The organism is Amphritea sp., from assembly GCF_048266285.1.
Classification (GTDB): domain Bacteria; phylum Pseudomonadota; class Gammaproteobacteria; order Pseudomonadales; family Balneatricaceae; genus Amphritea.
Genome location: NZ_JBLWZV010000001.1, coordinates 630397 through 651167, shown reverse-complemented (window position 1 = coordinate 651167; position 20771 = coordinate 630397). Strand labels below are relative to the sequence as shown.

At 49.3% G+C, this 20771-nt stretch carries 22 protein-coding genes; 4 read left to right on the top strand and 18 right to left on the bottom strand.

Translation table 11 applies throughout. The features are described 5' to 3' along the window. Position 1 precedes the first annotated feature (1 nt). The 12 genes from ACN0T0_RS03095 to ACN0T0_RS03040 all read right to left on the bottom strand — a co-directional run bounded on the left by ACN0T0_RS03095 (position 2) and on the right by ACN0T0_RS03040 (position 9351). Entirely contained in the window at positions 2-352 is a 351-nt protein-coding gene (locus ACN0T0_RS03095) for a PilZ domain-containing protein (protein WP_417223164.1), read from the bottom strand. A 94-nt stretch (positions 353-446) separates the two neighbouring features. After that, on the bottom strand, positions 447-1466 hold the full coding sequence (locus ACN0T0_RS03090; RefSeq protein ID WP_417223162.1) for a DNA polymerase III subunit delta': 1020 nt from the start codon (positions 1464-1466) through the stop codon (positions 447-449). After that, positions 1463-2098 carry a dTMP kinase gene (tmk, locus tag ACN0T0_RS03085; RefSeq protein ID WP_417223159.1) on the bottom strand — a complete coding sequence of 212 codons (636 nt, stop codon included), beginning with the start codon at positions 2096-2098 and terminating at the stop codon, positions 1463-1465. Before tmk ends, ACN0T0_RS03090 begins: the two co-directional genes overlap by 4 nt. Positions 2099-2140: 42 nt before the next feature. Further along, complete coding sequence (mltG, locus tag ACN0T0_RS03080; protein WP_417223156.1) at positions 2141-3172, bottom strand: endolytic transglycosylase MltG; 1032 nt, start codon at positions 3170-3172, stop codon at positions 2141-2143. Continuing rightward, positions 3172-4029, bottom strand: a complete 858-nt coding sequence (pabC, locus tag ACN0T0_RS03075) for an aminodeoxychorismate lyase (RefSeq protein WP_417223154.1) — start codon at positions 4027-4029, stop codon at positions 3172-3174. Before pabC ends, mltG begins: the two co-directional genes overlap by 1 nt. A 42-nt stretch (positions 4030-4071) precedes the next feature. Beyond that, a complete protein-coding gene (fabF, locus tag ACN0T0_RS03070; RefSeq protein ID WP_417223151.1) occupies positions 4072-5310 on the bottom strand; it encodes a beta-ketoacyl-ACP synthase II in 1239 nt (412 codons plus the stop codon). Between the two features lie 89 nt (positions 5311-5399). After that, a complete protein-coding gene (acpP, locus tag ACN0T0_RS03065) occupies positions 5400-5633 on the bottom strand; it encodes an acyl carrier protein (protein ID WP_126160046.1) in 234 nt (77 codons plus the stop codon). 159 nt (positions 5634-5792) lie between these two features. Next, on the bottom strand, positions 5793-6536 hold the full coding sequence (fabG, locus tag ACN0T0_RS03060) for a 3-oxoacyl-ACP reductase FabG (RefSeq protein WP_215953060.1): 744 nt from the start codon (positions 6534-6536) through the stop codon (positions 5793-5795). Between the two features lie 24 nt (positions 6537-6560). Next, positions 6561-7493, bottom strand: coding sequence for an ACP S-malonyltransferase (gene fabD / locus ACN0T0_RS03055; RefSeq protein ID WP_417223146.1), 933 nt, complete (start codon positions 7491-7493; stop codon positions 6561-6563). Positions 7494-7594: 101 nt separating this feature from the next. Next, complete coding sequence (gene plsX / locus ACN0T0_RS03050) at positions 7595-8632, bottom strand: phosphate acyltransferase PlsX (RefSeq protein WP_417223143.1); 1038 nt, start codon at positions 8630-8632, stop codon at positions 7595-7597. A gap of 2 nt (positions 8633-8634) precedes the next feature. Next, on the bottom strand, positions 8635-8817 hold the full coding sequence (gene rpmF, locus ACN0T0_RS03045) for a 50S ribosomal protein L32 (protein ID WP_091358877.1): 183 nt from the start codon (positions 8815-8817) through the stop codon (positions 8635-8637). 18 nt (positions 8818-8835) lie between these two features. Beyond that, positions 8836-9351 (bottom strand): YceD family protein, encoded by a 516-nt coding sequence (locus ACN0T0_RS03040; protein WP_417223141.1) that lies wholly within the window; start codon positions 9349-9351, stop codon positions 8836-8838. 121 nt (positions 9352-9472) lie between these two features. Here ACN0T0_RS03040 and ACN0T0_RS03035 point away from each other — a divergent pair, with 121 nt between their 5' ends. Then, the gene (locus ACN0T0_RS03035) at positions 9473-10051 is read left to right on the top strand and encodes a Maf family protein (protein WP_417223138.1); all 579 of its coding nucleotides are present in this window, start codon (positions 9473-9475) and stop codon (positions 10049-10051) included. A gap of 25 nt (positions 10052-10076) precedes the next feature. Here the strand turns inward: ACN0T0_RS03035 and ACN0T0_RS03030 are convergent, their stop codons facing one another. The 5 genes from ACN0T0_RS03030 to ACN0T0_RS03010 all read right to left on the bottom strand — a co-directional run bounded on the left by ACN0T0_RS03030 (position 10077) and on the right by ACN0T0_RS03010 (position 15178). Then, complete coding sequence (locus tag ACN0T0_RS03030; RefSeq protein ID WP_417223136.1) at positions 10077-11006, bottom strand: LysR substrate-binding domain-containing protein; 930 nt, start codon at positions 11004-11006, stop codon at positions 10077-10079. A 45-nt stretch (positions 11007-11051) separates the two neighbouring features. Further along, complete coding sequence (locus tag ACN0T0_RS03025; RefSeq protein WP_417223387.1) at positions 11052-11777, bottom strand: amino acid ABC transporter ATP-binding protein; 726 nt, start codon at positions 11775-11777, stop codon at positions 11052-11054. Positions 11778-11790: 13 nt separating this feature from the next. Next, positions 11791-12744, bottom strand: coding sequence for an amino acid ABC transporter permease (locus tag ACN0T0_RS03020; RefSeq protein WP_417223133.1), 954 nt, complete (start codon positions 12742-12744; stop codon positions 11791-11793). 247 nt (positions 12745-12991) lie between these two features. Further along, positions 12992-13798: a transporter substrate-binding domain-containing protein gene (locus ACN0T0_RS03015; protein ID WP_417223131.1), complete on the bottom strand. Its 807-nt coding sequence runs from the start codon at positions 13796-13798 to the stop codon at positions 12992-12994. 162 nt (positions 13799-13960) lie between these two features. Continuing rightward, on the bottom strand, positions 13961-15178 hold the full coding sequence (locus ACN0T0_RS03010; protein ID WP_417223128.1) for a cystathionine gamma-synthase family protein: 1218 nt from the start codon (positions 15176-15178) through the stop codon (positions 13961-13963). A gap of 226 nt (positions 15179-15404) precedes the next feature. Between ACN0T0_RS03010 and ACN0T0_RS03005 the strand changes: the two genes are divergently transcribed. Next, complete coding sequence (locus ACN0T0_RS03005; protein WP_417223125.1) at positions 15405-16322, top strand: homocysteine S-methyltransferase family protein; 918 nt, start codon at positions 15405-15407, stop codon at positions 16320-16322. Positions 16323-16594: 272 nt separating this feature from the next. Then, positions 16595-17191: a YiiX/YebB-like N1pC/P60 family cysteine hydrolase gene (locus ACN0T0_RS03000; RefSeq protein WP_417223122.1), complete on the top strand. Its 597-nt coding sequence runs from the start codon at positions 16595-16597 to the stop codon at positions 17189-17191. 24 nt (positions 17192-17215) lie between these two features. On the opposite strand, the gene ACN0T0_RS02995 is transcribed toward ACN0T0_RS03000, so the two are convergent. After that, positions 17216-18148, bottom strand: coding sequence for a cation diffusion facilitator family transporter (locus tag ACN0T0_RS02995; protein WP_417223119.1), 933 nt, complete (start codon positions 18146-18148; stop codon positions 17216-17218). Positions 18149-18368: 220 nt separating this feature from the next. Here ACN0T0_RS02995 and ACN0T0_RS02990 point away from each other — a divergent pair, with 220 nt between their 5' ends. Continuing rightward, positions 18369-20765 (top strand): fatty acid cis/trans isomerase, encoded by a 2397-nt coding sequence (locus ACN0T0_RS02990; protein WP_417223117.1) that lies wholly within the window; start codon positions 18369-18371, stop codon positions 20763-20765. Positions 20766-20771 lie beyond the last annotated feature (6 nt).

The window sequence follows — 20771 nt, the reverse complement described above, 5'->3', positions numbered from 1 at the left end:
ATTACATAGTATTGGTGCGTCTGCCGGAATTAAGCAGTGTCGCGACATAGGTTTCTATCTTAGAGATCAGGGTCGCATCATCCTGCGACAACTGAATACCGATACCGGGGATACGGCCACCCTGGGCTGCTCTTGGGGTAACCCAAACAACTTTACCGGTAACGGGAATCTTATCACTCTCATCAATCAGGCTCAGCAGCATAAATACTTCTTCGCCAAGCTGATAAGTGCGAGTTGTAGGTATGAACAGTCCGCCGTTCTTAATAAACGGCATATATGATTTATAGAGATCTTCCTTGGTCTCAATCGCCAGGGATAAAATCCCGTGACTCATGCGGGGTACAACTGACATGGGCCGTATAGCCTCCCTCGTACTTATTTCATCCTGATTCAGATGTGCTACATAGTACTATTGCTGACTGCTGCTGTATATCGTATCAGAACAGTTAGTTAGACCTAGGTAAAGCATACCATTCACTTAACAACTTCTCCATTAACAACTGCTTATTGGGGTTGCGACGAAACATCAAATCTTTACGCGCCGCCTGCACCTGATCAGCAAAGCCATAAAGTTTACGGCTACTGACCTTGCGCGCCACCGCTACAAGCATATTGCGAGCATCAGTATGACGCAACAGATCCGGGTCAGCCTCACTCTCAGCCGCACGAGCAATATCCACAACCCAGCTATAGATCCAACCCAGTAACAATTCCAGATCTTCCCGATAGAGTGACTGCGCCACCTCAACCGAACTGCTACGGTTTTTCAAGATATCTGCCAGCCCTTTTAACACCTTGGCGCGCAGGCCCAACAGGTCATCCTGTTTATAGGCCAGCGCTTGCAGGGGGGAATTATGGGCAATCACCAATAGTTGAGCGGCTTCCTCAGCGTCAACCCCTAGCTGGGTAGATACCCACTGGGTCGCCAAAGCATGATCCGCCGGAGGCATATCAACCCGCTGACAACGGCTCTTGATAGTCGGCAGCATCTGCCCCAGCCGATGGGTTAGCAGCATAATAAGGGTATTCGAACCCGGCTCTTCAAGCATTTTCAGCAATGCGTTAGAAGCATTAATATTCATGCTGTCGGCAGGATCTAGAATCACTACGCGATAGCCACCCTGCTGCGCCGTCGAGTAAATAAATGTGGTTAATTCACGAATTTGATCGATCTTAATCGGCTTGCCCGGCTCATCCGGTTTGAGCTGATAGAGATCTGGATGTCCGCCACTGCCGGTCAGTTCACAGCTACGACAATGACCGCAAGCAACACCGTTGTGCGGCTCACGACAGAGTACATAGTTTGCCAAGGCCATCGCAAAACAGGCTTTACCGATCCCCTCAGGGCCATTAATCAGCAACGCATGGGGGAAACGATTTTGTGCTTTGAGTTCCAGTAGATATTCCCAACGCCCTTTTAGCCAAGGCAGCACCATCGCCCGGTCTTGCCAAAGATCATCGCTCACTGAGCTTGCTCCTGAAGGTAGTGTTCCAATACGCTAGCGATCTGCGCTTGCACCTGCTCAAGTGTGCCAGAAGCGTCTATAACTGCAAAGCGTTGCGGGTCGGCAGCAGCACGTTCAAGATAAGCATTACGCACCTGCTCAAAAAAAGCCATGCGTTCGTTTTCAAAGCGATCTAACTCACCCCGTTCACGGGCGCGTGCCAAACCGATCTCGACCGGCAGATCCAACAAAATAGTCAAATCTGGCTGCAAGCCACGCTGCACCATAGTCTCTAGCAGTGTGATCATCTCTTTACTTAAACCCCGACCGCCGCCTTGATAAGCAAAGGTGGCATCGGTAAAACGATCACACAGCACCCAGCGATCTGCATCCAACGCTGGCCGGATCACCGTTTGCAGGTGCTGTGCCCGGGCAGCAAACACCAATAACAGCTCGGCATCATCTGCCACCACTTCATCACGATTGGCCAACAGCAACTCACGCACCTCTTCAGCCAAGGGTGTGCCGCCGGGCTCACGGGTTAGTTGATAGTCTATCTGATGTTGCTGCAAAACAGATTCTATAAACCGCAAGTTGGTAGACTTACCTACCCCTTCGGTGCCCTCGAGTGTGATAAAACGGCCTGAACTCATGTTTTCACTCATATTATCCAATGATTAGGCTAGGCTTTAGCCTTAGCTTCCCGGGCTCGAGCGATAGTCACTACGACGGCGCAACTGGTACTCTCGGACCGCCTTATTGTGATCTTTCAAGGTAGCAGAAAACTGATGACTTCCATCACCCTTGGCGACAAAATATAACCACTTACCCTCATCCGGGTGCAGTGCGGCTTGAATAGCATCACGCCCGACCATCGCAATGGGTGTCGGCGGCAAACCACTAATGGTATAGGTGTTGTATGCGGTGGGCTTACGAAGGTCTGACCGACGAATATTACCCTGATAACGATCCCCCATACCATAGATCACGGTAGGGTCCGTTTGCAGCTTCATCCCTTTTTTCAAACGTTGCACAAATACGCCAGCAATCAGCGGCCGCTCACTCGCTTTAGCGGTTTCTTTTTCAACAATAGAAGCCATGATTAAAGCCTCATATGCTGATGAATACGGCAGCGCTTTAGCCTTACCTAGCCAAGCTTTATCAAGTTCCGCTTGTAGCAGCGCATGAGCCCGTTTCAGCAAGTCAGCATCACTCATACCACGATGAAACTGATAGGTATCGGCCAAAAACATCCCTTCAGGGTGCTTTCCTTCCAGCCCCAACGCAGTCATTATTTGCGCATCGGTCTTATCGGCGAAGGTGTTTTTGATATTAGGATTAGATTCAAGAGAGGCACGTAACTGTTTGAAAGTAAGACCTTCTATTACCGTAAACTTATAGGATAGCGTCTTACCCTCTATCATCTGCAGCACTAACGTACGCGGGGTCGTACCAGGTACAATCTCATATTCACCCGCTTTCAGTAGATGCCCCACTTTCTTTAATCGGATAAAGAATGAGAACCAGTCGGGCTTATCTAACACACCCTCAGCAGCAAGTTGGCCGGCAAATCGACTAAAACTACTGCCGGGCTCGACCATCACAATTTTTGCTTGCGATAGGTTTAGCGGGCTATCTAGATAAGACTGCAAAGAACGCCACCCGCCATAAGCAAGTGCAACTACAACCAGCAAGGTAATCAGAAAAGAGACAACGACTTTACGCACTAATAAATTCCTTCAGCAGACAGGCTCGCCTGCAAACACTGGGTAATCGGCCCAATGGGCCACCTTGACTGACGCTGATCGGCCAGAGTGCATTGAATCACCGGCCAGATCGCAATAATACTGTTACAGACAAAGACTTCATCCGCCTGACAGAGCGAACCCAAGGTAAACAAGCCCTCCTCTAACTGGATACCCTGCTGTTTAGCGAGGCGTATAAGCTGTTCGCGGATAATGCCTTTGACACCACATCGATCAAGCTGAGGGGTGTAGAGCACCCCATCACGACACCAGAACAGATTACTCATCGTGCCTTCTACTAGATAACCTTCGGTGTCCAGTACTAAGCCTTCTCGAATGTCGGGGGCCGACCATTCAGACCGCGCCAACACCTGCTCTAAGCGATTCAAATGTTTAATGCCGGCCAGTTGTGGCGCAATCGCCAATCTCGTCTGACACAGCCGTACCGCAACACCATTCGCCGATGGCTGATCAGGGTAGCTAGGAAATGCATTCAGCTGCAGGATTCGATTGATCGATACGCCAGCATCCACCGCATAACCACGGCCACCGCAACCTCGAGTAACGGTGATTTTGAGCACTTGGCGTTCAGGCTGGGTAGATTGTTTCGCCAGCAGTATCGCTAGATCGGCTAATAAAATCTGTTCGATATTATCCGTTAAGGGGATGAAAAGACGCTCAGCACCCGCTTTGAGGCGGTTAAAATGAGCCTGCCAAGCGATTGGCTGACCCTGCTGCAGGGTAATCGTTTCAAATAAACCATGGCCGTAGGCTAGCCCCCGGTCGGCAACCGGAAGTGACTGTTCAAGCAAACCATTGATAAGTGTGGTGGGCGGCATAAAAAACAGAAAAGCGGGTGCGCCGATAGCGCACCCGTCTCATCAGATCTTACGGAAGACTAAGGTACCGTTGGTACCACCGAAACCGAAAGAGTTGGATACCGCAGCCTCAATAACAGCCTCTTGAGCCGTATGCGCTACGTAGTTCAGATCACAACCTTCAGATGGGTTATCCAGGTTGATCGTCGGTGGCGCTACCTGATCACGTATCGCCAGTACTGAGAAGATAGCTTCGACAGCACCTGCAGCACCCAGTAGATGACCAATCATCGACTTAGTCGAACTCATACGCACCTGCTCTGCTGCATTACCCAACACCAGTTTAGCGGCATTAGATTCAGCGATATCACCCGCCGGTGTCGAGGTACCATGAGCATTGATGTAATTAATTTGCTCAGGGTTAAGGCCCGCGTCTCTGACAGCATTCGACATCGACATTGCAGCACCTTTGCCATCAGCCGGTGGTGAGGTCATATGATAGGCATCATCACTCATACCAAAGCCAACGAGTTCAGCATAGATATTAGCGCCGCGAGCCTTCGCTGATTCGTACTCTTCGAGCACCACAACGCCCGCACCATCACCCAGCACAAAGCCATCACGATCACGATCCCATGGACGGCTAGCCGCCTGTGGATCATCGTTACGGGTCGAGAGTGCTCGCGCAGCAGAGAAACCACCGACACCCAAAGGTGTGGTTGCCATCTCGGCACCGCCCGCGATCATCACATCCGCATCGCTGTTCTGAATCATCCGCGCCGCAAAACCAATATTATGGGTACCGGTTGTACACGCCGTAGTAATGGCAATATTGGGCCCTTTAAAGCCATATTTAATCGCCAAATTACCGGAGATCATATTGATGATACTACCAGGCACAAAGAACGGTGAAATCCTCCGTGGGCCGCTTTTGTTAAGCGTATCGTGGGTCGCCTCAATCATCGGCAAACCACCAATACCCGAACCAATGGCTACACCGATACGGGGGGCATTCTCTTCAGTCACATCCAGCTCGGCATCTTCAACAGCCTGAATCGCTGCAACCATACCGTACTGAATGAACAGATCCATTTTCCGTGCATCTTTCGAGGTCATGTAACCGTCAAGATCTAGCCCTTTAATCGGGGCAGAAAAACGAGTACCGAACGACGTCGTATCAAAGTGGGTAATGTTAGCCACGCCACTTTTACCGTTAAGAATGCTGGTCCATGTCTCCTGGACAGTGTTACCGACCGGGGTCAGCATACCCATGCCTGTAACAACGACTCTTCTCCGAGACATTAAAATCCTCCTGGGTTACCGGTATAACAAAAGAAAAGCCGCACTATATCACTATAGTTGCGGCTTCTCGGTAGTCTGGTGTGAGTCGATTACTGGTGTGCGTTGATGTAATCGATTGCCAGTCTAACAGTGGTGATTTTCTCTGCTTCTTCATCAGGAATTTCAGTTTCGAATTCCTCTTCCAGAGCCATAACAAGCTCTACAGTATCCAGAGAGTCTGCACCGAGGTCTTCAACAAAAGAAGCATCGATAGTCACTTCTTCTTCTTTAACACCCAGCTGTTCAGCAATGATTTTCTTTACGCGATCTTCGATGTTGCTCATAACTCTTCCTATTGTTTATCGACATCCACATCCGAAGATGTGAACAGGGATTTTATTAGAATCCGCCGCTATGGATCAAGCCTGACGGCGATATTTCTCCAGTGAGCTGCGGCTCATTATCAACACTTTTACAGAAAAAACAATTCCTCAGGGAAAACTTTATGACATATACATGCCGCCATTGACATGAATCGTGTCTCCGGTCACATATCCGCCGGCATCACTGGCTAAAAAACCAACAACAGCGGCGACTTCTTCAGGCTGCCCTAAGCGACCCATTGGAATCTGTTTTTGTAATGCTACTTTGTGTTCTTCCGGTAACCCACTAGTCATATCGGTATCGATAAAACCAGGCGCCACACAGTTGACGGTGATATTGCGGGAGCCGACTTCACGGGCCAGCGCCCGACTGAAACCTTCCATACCCGACTTAGCAGCAGCGTAGTTAGCCTGCCCAGCGTTGCCCATAGAGGCAACCACTGATGAAACATTAATAATACGGCCCCAACGCGCTTTGGTCATGCCGCGCAAACAGCCTTTCACCATTCGATATACGGACGTTAGGTTGGTATTCATCACAGAATCCCACTCTTCCTCTTTCATCCGCAACATGATGTTATCCCGGGTGATACCCGCATTATTGACGATGATAGCAACAGGGCCAAACTGCTCTTGCACTGCTTTTAGTACACCATCAACTGACTCACTTGAGCCTACATCAAGACATAAACCTGCACCTTTTACGCCCGCTTCCTGAAGGTAATCAGTGATTGAAGCTGCGCCTTTATCACTGGTCGCAGTGCCAACAACAACAACACCTTGACGCCCCAGCTCTAACGCAATCGCTTTACCGATCCCTCGAGTAGCACCGGTAATCAGCGCAACTTTGCCTTCGATACTCATAATCTGTTTCCTTTAATTCAGAGATTAAGCGCTCAGCGCCTTCTCAAGACCTGCAGGGTCATTAATGGCGGCAACTACCAGACTGCGCTGAACTTTCTTATTCAGCCCTGACAGCACCTTCCCAGGCCCACACTCAACCGTGCGTTCAACACCCTGCTCAATCATATTTTGTACAGAGTCCGTCCATAAAACTGGACTATACAGCTGTGCCAACAAATTTTCGACCAGCTCAGCAACACTCGTTGGCGCTTTAGCGGTAAAATTCTGAATAACCTGCACCGACGGCAGCTTAATATCTATATTCTTTAACTCAGCGGCCATCTGTTCAGCCGCAGGCTTCATCAGTACGCAGTGGGATGGCACACTAACCGGCAGCGGTATTGCACGCTTCGCACCGGCCGCTTTACAGCCTTCCATCGCCCGCTCAACAGCTGCTTTATTGCCCGCAATAACAACCTGTCCGGGACAGTTAAAGTTAACCGGTGATACAACCTCATCACCCGCTGCCGCTTCACAGGCCGCCGCAATGGCCTCATCGGCTAAACCGAGTATCGCCGCCATAGCACCCGTACCCGCAGGCACCGCTTGCTGCATAAACTCACCACGCAACTTAACAAGATTAACCGCATCTTTGAAGTCAATCGCACCAGCACACACCAGCGCTGTATATTCACCAAGACTATGACCCGCCATCAACACAGGCAGATCACCGCCTTGCTGTTGCCAGAGACGCCATAACGCTACACCCGCAGTGAGCAAAGCAGGCTGGGTACGATCAGTTTGATTTAGATCAACTTCAGGACCGTCTTGAGTCAATGCCCAAAGATCATATCCCAGCACATCGGATGCTTCAGCGAAGGTTTCCTGGATAACAGAATGTTCAGCTGCTAGCTCAGCTAGCATGGCCAGATGTTGCGAGCCCTGACCGGGGAAAACAAAAGCGAGGGGTTGTGGCATTATTACCTCAATATACAGATAAACGCATAACAATTTAAAGGACGTAGTTTACAGGATTCGCAATGAATTAAAACGATTGTCTTACAGATCAAGCATTTCCGTTAACTATCGGTGATATGTGATTCCAGTTGTCGATTAATACTACCGGGCACATCCATTATCACTTCGGCGACGGCTTGATCGATCGCATAGCCAAAACATTCACGATTAGCCGAGCCATGACTCTTGACCACAATCCCTTGCAAGCCTAACAAACTAGCACCATTACGACGGGCCGGATCAATGTGCGCCCGAATCTCTTCCAAAACAGGCTTAGCTAACCACGCCATCAACTTACGCCGCAGCGAACGACTAAAACTACGCTTAAGTTGCTGCCCGATCAAACGCGCAACCCCCTCACTGCTCTTTAGCGCGATATTGCCGACAAAGCCATCGCAAACCACAACATCCACTTTACCAGTGAAAATATCACCGCCCTCAATAAAACCATGGTAATTCAAGCCACCATGTTCGCGAATAAGACGGGATGCCAACTTTACCTGCTCATTCCCCTTAATCTCTTCAGCACCGACATTCAACAACCCCACACGCGGCGCTGCAATTCCCTCGACGGCGCTAGTCATGACCGACCCCATGATAGCGAACTGCAATAGATGCTCAGCACTACAATCGACATTAGCGCCTAGATCGAGCATATAGCTAACACCATCAACAGAGGGAATCGCAGTGATAATGGCGGGCCGATCAATGCCCGGCAACATTTTTAAGGTAAATCGCCCTAATGCCATCAATGCACCCGTATTTCCGGCACTGACACAAGCTTGCGCCTGCCCTTCAGCAACCTGCATAATCGCTCGATACATTGAAGTATCGCGACGTTTACGCAGCGCGTAGGAAGGCCGTTCATCACAACCGATGACTTTTTCAGCATTAATAGTAGAGATACGTGAAGACAGTGTTTTATCAGAGCTCTTAGCTAGCGCTTGACTTAACAGGGGTGTGAGAACTTCTTGCTGACCTACTAATTGCAGAGTCAGACGAGGATGACGCTTTAACGCATCAACTGAGGCAGGAATAACAACGCGGGGACCGAAGTCCCCGCCCATCGCGTCAACCGCGATGCAAATGCTGTCAGACAATCTTACTCGTCGTCTTGCTGTGCAACAACCTGCTTACCACGGTAGAAACCATCAGCACTTACGTGATGACGACGGTGAGTTTCACCAGTGGTTGCTTCTACTGAAAGAGTTGGGTTGCCCAGTGCATCGTGTGAACGACGCTGACCGCGACGTGAACGAGTTACTTTGCTCTTTTGTACTGCCATGGGTATATAGCTCCTATTTCACTTATCAGCCTTCAGTGAGGCTAATACACTGAAAGGGTTCGGTTTATCAGTTTCATTGTCAGTCGTCACCTCGTCACCGAAGGATGTCTGCACACTGCAATCGTCATGGTATGGCACGATAGGAAGCGATAAAATCAACTCTTCCTCGACCATTGGAAACAATTCCAGATCATCTCCCGCTACAATCAAAGGATCATAGTACCTGGGTAGATTTTTTGCATGCTCCTCGGTGGGAGCGACAGCCAAATTGAACTTAGCTTCGACTTCGATCTCAACTGGCTCAAGACAGCGTTGACAGGTCATAGAAACCTTAGCGTCAGCGGTGCCCTTAATTGTACGGATGCGCAATTCATCAGTATCAAACTGCAGATCAACTGATACTTTACCCTGCTTATCGGCCAGCATTGTAGCCAGATTCGGCAGCAGAGCAAGCTCGGCGTCACCTTGTATCCGTACTCCCCGATCAGCAAGCTTACGCGGGTCAATTTTCTTTGGTAATGGGGCGTTCGACATAAGCGCGCAATTCTAGGGATCAAAAGCCCGTCTGTCAAAGGAAATAAGGCTTTAAAAGGTAAAAAAACACGCTAATATCTGCAACTTAACATAACCTCTACTGTTTTGGAGAAATTGGGGCATGACACAGCTAATTTTAGCGTCCAGTTCACCTTTCAGAAAAGCCATTCTGGATAAGCTCAACCTCAACTACCAAGCCGTCTCGCCCGATATTGACGAAACTCGACTGGAAACCGAAACCCCGAATGACTATGTCGCACGTCTGGCCCGCCAGAAAGCGCAAGCATTGCAAGTAAGCTTCCCCGATGCATTAATCATCGGTTCGGATCAAACAGCCATCATTAACGGCGAAACCATTGGCAAGCCCGGCAACTACCGCACCGCTTACCAACAGCTCTCCGCTGCATCAGGGCAAAGGATTACCTTTCTTACCGGCTTAAGCCTACTGAATAGTCGTACCGGCGAGTGCCAAACCGAGGTCGTGCCTTTTCATGTACACTTTCGTGACCTGACCCCGGCGATGATTGATAACTACCTTAACACTGAGCAACCTTATAGCTGCGCCGGTAGTTTTAAATCCGAAGGACTGGGCATTGCCCTGTTTGAAAAACTCGAGGGCGATGACCCAAACACATTGATCGGTCTGCCGCTGATCCGTTTAATTCGAATGTTGGAAAAGCAGGCCATCACCATCATCTAGTGCCGCCCGGTCTTATGACGGCAGCTTAGGAAAACACTTCACCGTTGAGTGTGCCTTTTAGGTGGTAAACCGGACGGGTTGCCTGCTCCACGAGCCAGGAGGCAAATAGTTCGGCATCGGGAGGTAACTCGGTGCCAGAACGGCGCACCAAGTAAAAAGACTCACTGGCCTCGACCCGATGAGTCAACGGTGCCACTAAGCGCCCTTCAAGCAAGAGGTCTTCGACCATCGAAGAGCGCCCAAGCGCAATCCCCTGACCGAGCTCAGCAACCCGCAGCGATGCCAGCAGGGTATCAAACTGCATGCCGCGTGAGGGGTCAACTCGCTCCTCGCCCACCATAGACAACCAATAACCCCAACCCTCTTCATACCCGAGCACATGCAATAAGGTATGCTGAGCAAGATCAGCCACCTCATGAAGTGGATGTCGGGCGGCTAAATCTGGCGAACAGACCGGAAACAGCTTATCCCAGGTCAGACGATGATTAATCAGCCCCGGCCAGCCTCCATTGCCCCAACGGATCTCTAAATCATCCTCATCATCGATATCCTTGACCCAGAGATTACTGATATAGCGGATATCGATTTGTGGGTAGCGGGCCTTGAAGTCGGTCAAGCGCGGTGCCAGCCAATGAACAAAAAATGACAGACTGCCGCGGATTTTAATGGGCGTTTGTTCACGCTGAATAAAGAGTTCACTCGTACCTGCGGCTAATCGAGAGATCGCATCTTGCACTACCGGCAGATACGACTGCCCCTCCTCTGTCAGGCTCAACCCACGCGGCAAACGCTTAAATAGGGTAACGCCAATATGATCCTCTAACAGGCGCATCTGCTGACTAACAGCCCCCTGCGTCAGACAGAGTTCTCGGGCCGCATGGGTAAAGTTCAGACAACGCGCAGAGGCTTCAAAGGTACAGAGCCAATTTAATGGGGGTAACGCTTTATGGTGCACTGCCACCTCCTTTAGATCACCGGAACCACGGTCACCCAGCTGCCTTTAAGACAACACCTGTCCGAGAAAACGCTGCAAACGGGTATTGGTAGAGTTAAAGAAGCGTTCAGGCTGTTCTTCAAACACCAGCTCTCCCTCTTCCATAAACACCACACGATCAGCCACTTCTCGGGCAAAGCCCATCTCATGGGTAACCACCACCATCGTCATGCCATCAGCAGCGAGGTTTTTCATCACATCCAGCACCTCACCGACCATTTCCGGGTCGAGCGCACTGGTCGGTTCATCAAACAACATGATATCAGGCATCATCGCCAACGCCCGAGCAATCGCAACGCGCTGCTGCTGGCCACCGGAAAGGTGGGAGGGGAAATTATCCATGCGTTCAGCTAGGCCGACTTTATACAGCAGCTCACGCCCCTCTTCTTCCGCTTGCTGGCGAGTTTTCTTCAGCACCTTAAGAGGCGATAACATGACGTTACCTAATGCCGTTTTGTGCGGAAAGAGGTTGAATGATTGAAACACCATCCCTACTTTCTCACGCACGCGATTGATATTGGTTTGTTTGCTGGTGAGATCAAAGCCATCAATGACAATCGAACCATCTGAGATCGTTTCTAACTGATTAAGAGTGCGTAAAAAAGTCGATTTTCCGGAGCCACTCGGGCCGATAATCACCACCACTTCCCCCTGCTTGACGGTGAGCGACACCTGTTTGAGTGCATGGCAGCCATTGGGGTAGATCTTATCGACGGCGGTAGCTACGATAATATTTTCACTTACATTAGTCACTGGCAGCTAACCTCTTTTCTAGCTTTTGAATGGCCCAAGAAAGCCCCCCGGTTAACACCAAATAAAGCAACGCAACGGCAAACCATACTTCGAAGGGGGCAAACGTAGAGCTAACCACTTCACGGCCCGCCTTAGTCAAATCGGTAATCGAGATCACCGACACCAACGAGGAATCCTTGATCAGATTGATAAACTGACCCGCCATCGGTGGCAAGGTCCGCTTGAAAGCCTGCGGTAAAATCACGTAAATCATCGCCTGCACATAGTTCATCCCTAAACTGCGGGCCGCTTCCATCTGTCCCGGATTAATAGACTGAATACCTGAGCGTACGATCTCGGCAATATAAGCACCGGTAAATACCGCTAATGCGGCCACCCCGGCGGTGAAACGATCTAAATCGAGCACCGTACCGATAAAGAAATAGAAGATGAAAATCTGTACCAATAAAGGGGTACCGCGCACCAGCTCTATGTAGGTAATCGATAGATAGCGTAGCGCGGGATTAGAAGAGATGCGCGCCAATCCGGTAAACAGACCAATAATCATAGCGAACACTAATGACACAACCGATAGCTTTAGGGTCATAATCAACCCCCATGCGAGTGGGCCAAGGTTCCAGTGGGCTTGTTCGGCGACAATATCTCCTTCAAATACACTGTCGCCCTCATCTACGCTCAGCTGATCAAACGCCTTAATCACAAAAGGGTCATCGCCATAATCCGATTCAATCACGATACGCTGATGCTGCTCATCAACCGTCATCACCGTGCCATCAAAGGGGGCGCGGATCTCTAAGGGTTCGACACTGACAAGATACTGAGGAATACGTTCCCAGCGCCAAGTGTAATCAATGCTCTTACTGGACGCATAAATGCCAAAGCCTAAGCCAAGCATAATTAGGATAAACACCGCTTTCCAAAAAAACTGGCTACGTTGCGTTTGCATTACAGAGTTATTCCCCATCGTTTACTACTTCGAATCACCATTAACGTCATGATGAGCACAAAACCGTTTCACTAATATTATTGACGCCAAACCAACGCTCTTTATCTATGCGCTAATATCATTTCAACCCCAATATTTATCACGCAGCTAAAGATCGCTGATCTAAGAGGTGGTGGGTAACGCATCACCGCGCCCCACCTAATAAGATATGCTTTAACCGAACGATTTTATGGCTTAGCACTCAGGCTTACTGAACGGCTTTAAGCCAAGCATCGTTGACAAACCATTTTTTGTAGAACTTATCATAACTACCATCGCCTTTAATCTGCGCGATGTAATTATTCAGGAAGTTGAGAAAATCAGGATCACCTTTGCGTACCGCCATACCTAAAGGCTCATAAGTGAAGGACTGATCAAGATGAAGCACCTTGCCCATATTCTGAGAAGCATAAATAGCATTGTATGGCAGGTCGTAAACAAAGGCATCGGCGTTGCCATTAATCACTTCCAAAGCCGCTTCAGATTCTGTTTCATAGAGATTCAATTTAGCTTTGCTCATATACTTTTTAGTGGCGTAATCCGAGGTCGCACCGAGCTTAGTGGTGACCCGATATTTCTCATCATTCAGATCTTTATAGCTTTTAACATCATCCTTCAACGCAGGGTTCAGTAAAATAGTCTGACCAACCACGATGTACGGGTCGGTAAAGTTAACTTTTAAGTTACGCTCTGGGGTAATGGTCATGCCGGAAATGATCATGTCGCACTTGCCCGTTAGCAGTGCGGGGATAATACCATCCCAAGCGGTATTGCGCAGGTCCAGCTTCACGTCCATCGCTTTAGCCATCGACTTAGCGATATCGACATCAAAGCCAACAATGTCACCTTTCTTATTACGCATATCGAACGGCATATAACCGGCTTCGACACAGACCTGCAACTCACCCCGTTGCAATACTTTATTTAGGGCCGACTCATCCCATAGATCGGTCGCCGATGCGCTCCCCGTTCCTGCTACAAAAATCATGGCGGCTGCCGCTATACACTTTTTCATATCAACATCTCTCATTGTGAAGCTGTTTATTTATCATCGACGAATCTCTACCCAGCCGGAGCAGCTCGAAAGCCGGCTATTTTAACGACTTTCGTTGGTTTTAGCACCCGCATAGCGCCGCTAAAAATCGATGTTATGTCAATCGTTATCGTTGCTCCATCGTTACGCTTGCTGCTTTCGCACATGCGCAAACGCCTGTTGCAGATCACCTATCAAATCCTCTATCTCTTCAATGCCCACCGATATCCGCACTAAACCTTCGGAGATCCCTAGGGCTAAACGCTCCTCTAGCGTATTTTCCACATGGCTGGTGGTTCTGGCAGGACCGTAAATGGTTTCGACCGCCCCCAAATTGCCTGCACAGTGAGCATATTTAAGCTGCGGCAATAGTTGTTTAACGGTATCCATGCCGCCATGCACCACAAAACTCACGATGGCACCAAACCCTTTCATCTGCTCGCAGGCAATCGCATGATGCGGATGATCGGATAATCCCGGATAGTTCACGGATGCCACTAACGGTTCAGTTTGTAAATATTCAGCGATTATTTGGGCACTGCTCTGCTGCTGGCGGATCCGTAACGCCAGCGTCTTAATACCCCGGATAATCATATAGGCCGCAAACGGGTCCAGAATCGCCCCGTTAATCTCACGATAATGACGCACCTGGCTCACCAATGGTTCAGCACCACAGACAAGTCCCCCAAGTACATCGCCATGCCCGCTGAGAAACTTAGTCGCACTGTGTAGCACCAGATCAACCCCAAGAGAAAGCGGCTGCTGATTAAGCGGCGTGGCAAAGGTGTTATCGGCGATCACCAAAGCTCCTACCGAACGCGCAGCTTTAACCAAGCGTTTAATATCAATGATTTTCAACGTGGGATTGGTCGGGGTTTCGAGATACAGCACATCACAGCCCTGTGCAATCTGCCGCTCAATCTCGTCATGATCACCGGTGTCACACAAACTGACACTGACGCCCATGCGCGGCAAAAACTCTTCAAAAATTTTATTCGTGCCGCCGTAGCTATCCTTAGTTGAAACCACCCGTTTGCCATTAGATAAAAAGGTATAGAGCACACTACTAATGGCGGCCATGCCACTACTGAAAGCAACCGCTGACTCGGCATGTTCGAGGGCGCATAACTTCGCTTCCAATGCTTCCACCGTAGGGTTGCTCATACGGCTATAAATAAATCCTGGGGCCTCGCCAAGGGCAACGTTATACCAGTGATCAATATCGTCATAACAGTGAGCGGCACTGGTAACAATCGGCACTTGGGTCGCATTGTAAGGGTACTTAACCGATTCACCACCCCAGACAGCGTTAGTGGCGGCACCCATCTGATCAGGCGTATTCCCAGAGGCATTGTGTTTCATTCAGGCTACTCATATCAAATAAACAGGGGGATCATATCTGCCGACAAAATCCATAGTCACACTAATATAGCCAAAAGCGGAATGCCCTAGTAGTTATCTAATCTGCGGCTTAGGGTCGCTTTTTTTAATGGCTAATAACTAAATAGTCGGATTCGGGATAAATCCTTGAATCCCCCCTCGGGGGCGCTAGAATTGCGTCAATATTGAATCGATGGAAACAGACACTATGAATATGGTCACGATACTTGATGGTGGAATGGGTAGAGAGCTCGAACGTCGAGGCGCACCCTTTAAACAGCCAGAATGGTCAGCATTAGCCATGATGGATGCACCCGATATTGTTAAAGAAGCCCATAAGGCCTTTATCGATGCTGGCTCGAAAGTCATCATTACCAACAGTTACGCGCTAGTTCCTTTCCATATTGGCGATGACCGTTTTAAAGCACAGGCGAGCACATTGGCAGAACAGTCCGCCATCGTTGCTCAGCAAGCGGTAAGCGAGTCGGGTCAGAGCGATGTATTGGTCGCGGGCTCCTTGCCGCCACTATTTGGCTCCTACCGCGCCGACCTATACCAACCAGAACAGGCCGAATCGATTGCCTTACCTTTGATTCAGGCGATGAATCCCCATGTCGACCTGTGGCTCAGTGAAACTCAAAGCCTCATTGAAGAAGCGCTGTGTGTTAAAGCACTGGTTGACCGTATCGATAGCGCCCATAAGCCCTACTGGGTTTCCTTTACGCTTGAAGACGCAGAAGTTACCGAACAGCCTTTACTGCGTTCCGGTGAAACGGTGGTGGCTGCCGTTGAGGCTATGGTCGAAGCCGGTGTAGATGCCATCCTCTTTAACTGTAGCCAGCCGGAAATCATCACCGATGCGATTAAACTGACTAAAGAGACGCTAGCCAATACCCCCTCAGCACAGGCACGAGCCATTAAAGTTGGGGCCTACGCGAATGCTTTCCCACCGCAAACTAAAGATGCTACTGCAAATGATGGACTCGATGAGTTACGGGATGATTTAACCCCTAGCAACTATCTGCAATGGGCGCAGCAATGGCATGCACTGGGAGCAGAATTGATCGGCGGGTGTTGTGGTATTGGCCCAGAACATATCGAAGTATTAAGTAAAAATCTCAACTAATACCGAGTAACCTGCATGTCTACCGATCATGGTTGGGCATGCATTGAGCACAGCAAAGGTCAGCCTAACCAAAAGGGCCTTTGCTTTATGCTTCTGCATTATTTTCAAGCAACACGCTAATAGCTACCCCCCCCCCAAAAAAATCCACTGATTCGCATCTAAAGGTATCAACATACACTACTTTTTATCGCGGCCTAGTTTAAAAACGCCCTCTTCTCCAGAATCAACGCCATTGAAACAGACACCACACACGCACAACAATGGAGTTGAACATGACACACACAAACAACACGCTGGTACAACAGGTAACCGCCACCCTTGAGGAAGGCGATATTCTGTTCATCTCGATCGATGCCTTTCTCTATAAGCAGGTGGCTAAGGGCACCGGTAGCTGGAGTTCCCATGTGGGCTTTGCGATTAAAGAAGCTAATCAATGGTTTGTCATTGAAAGCAAAGTGCCGGTGGTCTGTAAAACCCCTTTGGACAAATTTCTTAGCCGCACCTGCAATAATGAAGTGATGGTACGCCGCCTTAAACAGCCCTTAACTCAAACCGAGATCGAGCAACTAAAAACGTCATCGACCAAACTAGCCAACAAGCTAAGTAACCGGCTCTATCACTTAGGCTTTGATTTCGACTCTGAGCGGCAATTCTGCTCCAAGTTTGTCCACCTGGTTTTTAAAGATGCATTGAATATTGAACTAGGCAAAGCACAAACCCTTGAACAGTTACTGCAAGAAAACCCCCAGGCATCGGTGCGGTTCTGGCGCTGCTGGTTTTTAGGCTTTATTCCTTGGCAGCGCAGAACCCTGACGCCCGCCAGTCAGATAGTCGACCATCAACTCGACACCGTGTTCACGACGGTGTAACGAATAAACAGCTCACCTGAGTCGCTAGTTGTGCTCATGCTCATGCTGCGGCTTATGGTCATTATCCAGCATGCAGTTCTGCTCTGCGCTAGAGGACTCAATCTGAATAGTGCTATGGGCGATATCGAAGTGTGTTTGGAAGTGCTGTTGTAGGTGACATAAAAAATGGTTATCCAGTTTTGTGTCATTCACAACCAAGTGAACCGTCAGGGCTATTTCAGTGGTACTCAAAGGCCAGACATGCAGATCGTGGATCCGCTCAACAGACTCTAAATCGTTGATATAGTGTTTTAGCGCCGCGATATCAACACTGTCGGGCACTGCATCCAAAGCATAGTTCATCGAATCTTTAAGTAATCCCAGCGTCCCCACCAAGATAACAGCGACAATAATTAAACTAATAACCGGGTCGATCCAAAACCAGCCATTAAACAAAATAAATAATCCCGCCACTACCACGCCTAGTGAGACCACGGCATCGGCGGCCATATGTAAAAACGCGCCCTTGATATTCAAATCATCCTTCTGACCGCTAAAGAATAGCAGCGCAGTCAGGGTGTTAATCAACACACCAATGGCAGCCACCACGATCATCGTCATCCCCTCGACAGGTGCGGGATTTCCGAAGCGGCTGATGGCCTCCCATGCAATCCCCCCCAACGCCAGCAACAGTAAAATAGCACTTGCAAGCGATGCTAATACCGGGGCTTTACGTAGCCCATAGGTTCGTTTTTCGGTTGCCGCAAGCCCCGCCAGATAGCTCGCCCCCCAAGCCAGCATCAAACTAAACACATCGCTCAGGTTATGCCCTGCATCGGCGATGAGCGCCAGTGAATCTGCCAATACGCCGTAGACCGCCTCGATCACCACAAAGATAATATTTAACGCAATACCGATGGCAAAGGCGCGATTGTAATTGCTGACATGATGACTATGTCCATGGTGACTGTGGCTCATAGGGCCCCTATACTTATTCGGCTGACCTGCTAGAGAGCAGGTAATCGTAAAAACACTTAACATACATAGACATAATAATAACCTTGGCATAAAAAGGCATCTATTAATCAACTGATTCAAACAACCCTTGACGGGTGACAACCTTGCTCACTCATTGGCGCTATAAAGTATTAGGGCTATTTGTTACTCTGGTTTTTTAGTTAGCAGGCTGACAGCGCGCATGAAAAAACCAACAGGGTTAAAGACCTACGCCGGCATTTTGCTGATTGCCAGTCTACTTTTTTTTCTCACTGCCTCAGACCAACAAGATAAAGAGATCATTCCCGCCATAGCTGCGCACCAAAGCTACCGCTTTACCGATGATATTCAACCGATCTTAGATACCAAATGTCTCGCCTGCCATGCCTGTTATGACGCCCCCTGTCAGCTAAAAATGGAGTCCTATCACGGCCTTGAACGGGGTGCATCGAAACAACGAGTTTATGATGGTGCACGATTGAGTGATATCACCCCGACACGCCTCTACATTGATGCCCAAACCCCAGATCAATGGCGTCAGAAGGGATTTTATTCGGTGTTATCTCACTATACCGACCAACACGATAAAACCGCCCCATTGATGCAACAAATGATCGATCTCGGTTATAACAATCCACTCCCGGCAGGCCAACCAGTAACGGATGATATTGAACTGGGATTTGATCGGGTTAATAGCTGCCCAGCCCCAGGGGAATTTGACGATTATGCCGAGCAATTCCCTCACGGGGGTATGCCGCTTGCGGTGTCTGGCTTGACACCTCAGGAGTATCAAACCCTCTCTACCTGGCTAAAACAAGGGGCCAATATCGACTCCCAATCCCGCCAGATCAGCAGCGCAGACCAACAGATGATCACGCGCTGGGAGCGCTGGCTTAATCAACCCGATAAACGCTCACAACTGCTCGCCCGGTATCTTTATGAGCATCTGTTCTTGGGCCATCTCTACCTACAAGCCTCAGCGGCAGAGCAGCCCAACAATATACAATTTTATCAACTCATCCGTTCCTATACACCCAGCGGTGAAGCGCCCGAGATTGTCTCGACGGTGCGGCCTAATGATGATGCGCAAAAACAGTTCTTTTATCGCCTCACCCCCATTGCCGGCACCATTGTTCACAAAACACATATCACCTATCGGTTTGATGCCAACCGACTGGAACGCTACCAACAGTTATTTGCGGCCATCGATTGGGATGTGACCGAGCTGCCCGGCTATGAGTTTGCTGACCGCTCGAATCCCTTTCTCACCTTTGCGGCGATTCCGGCCAAACTCCGCTATCGCTTTCTCTTAGATGAAGCGCAATTTTTTGTGCGCAACTTTATTCGCGGGCCTGTCTGCCGTGGGCAGATTGCCACCAATGTTATTCGAGATCAGTTCTGGGTGATGTTTGAAAACCCTGCGCAGGAACACTACACCAATGACGAAAGCTATCAGGCTAGCGTAAACCCCTATCTTGGGTTACCCGGTGAAAAAACCTCACTGCTGAAATTCGGCTCTGAATGGCTAAGTTACAGCGATGATCGCAACCACTACCTGAGTCTACGTGAAAAAGCCTATCAACAGACCTTTCCTGCTGGCCCTTCGCTAGCGCAAATATGGAACGGGGAGCACAGCAATCCGAATGCTTTTTTAACGGTGTTCAGGCATCACAACAGCGCGTCGGTGGTGCAAGGCTGGCGAGGTGAAATTCCGCTAACCACTTGGGTGATGGGTTACCCCTTATTAGAACGTACCTACTATGAACTGGTGGTCAATTTCGATGTCTTCGGCAGTGTCTCCCACCAAGCACAAACACGACTCTATTTTGACCTGATTCGCAATGGTTCAGAGACCAACTTTCTGCGTTTTATGCCCGCGAATAGCCGTGAGAAAATCTATACCAACTGGTATCAATCAAGCGCCAAACTTAAAACCAAAATTGCCTATCGTGCCCTTGATAACCATACGCCTAGCGGTATTGTCTATCACAGTGATGATCCAAAACAGGAACTGCTGCAAACCCTGTTAAATAAATATCCGCTACTGACAGGCAATAGTGATTTGATTAACCGTTGCGACCCCTGCGATCAGACCACTGACACCCCAAGCGCAACAATAAACCGAGCTTTTAGTAAAATCGCAGCGCAACCTGCCGCCGAATTAGCGGGGATTCGCTGGTTACCCGAGGTTAGCTTTATCCGTATCAATCTAGATAACGAGTCCGGGAAGCAGTCCCAAGAGCCTGATTTTCTAGCCTATAGCCTGTTACGCAATCGTCGCCATAGCAGTGTCGCCTATCTGTTAGGCGAATCATTACGCTACCAGGAAGCTCTCGATAGTTTAACCATTATGCCAACCCCTATCGGCAGCTACCCCAATCTGATATTGCAGCTAAAACTGAGTGAGGTCGATGAGTTTGTGACCCAGTTTAGCCACATCAAGGATGATCGAGGTTTCAATCAGTTTGTGCAGCGTTGGGGCGTCGGCCGGATGAACCCGCACTTCTGGCGTGTCTTTCACAGTTTTAAAGACTATATGCAACGTACTGAACCGCTACAGGCCGGCGTTTATGATATGAATCGCTATGGACACTGGTAGCATTGA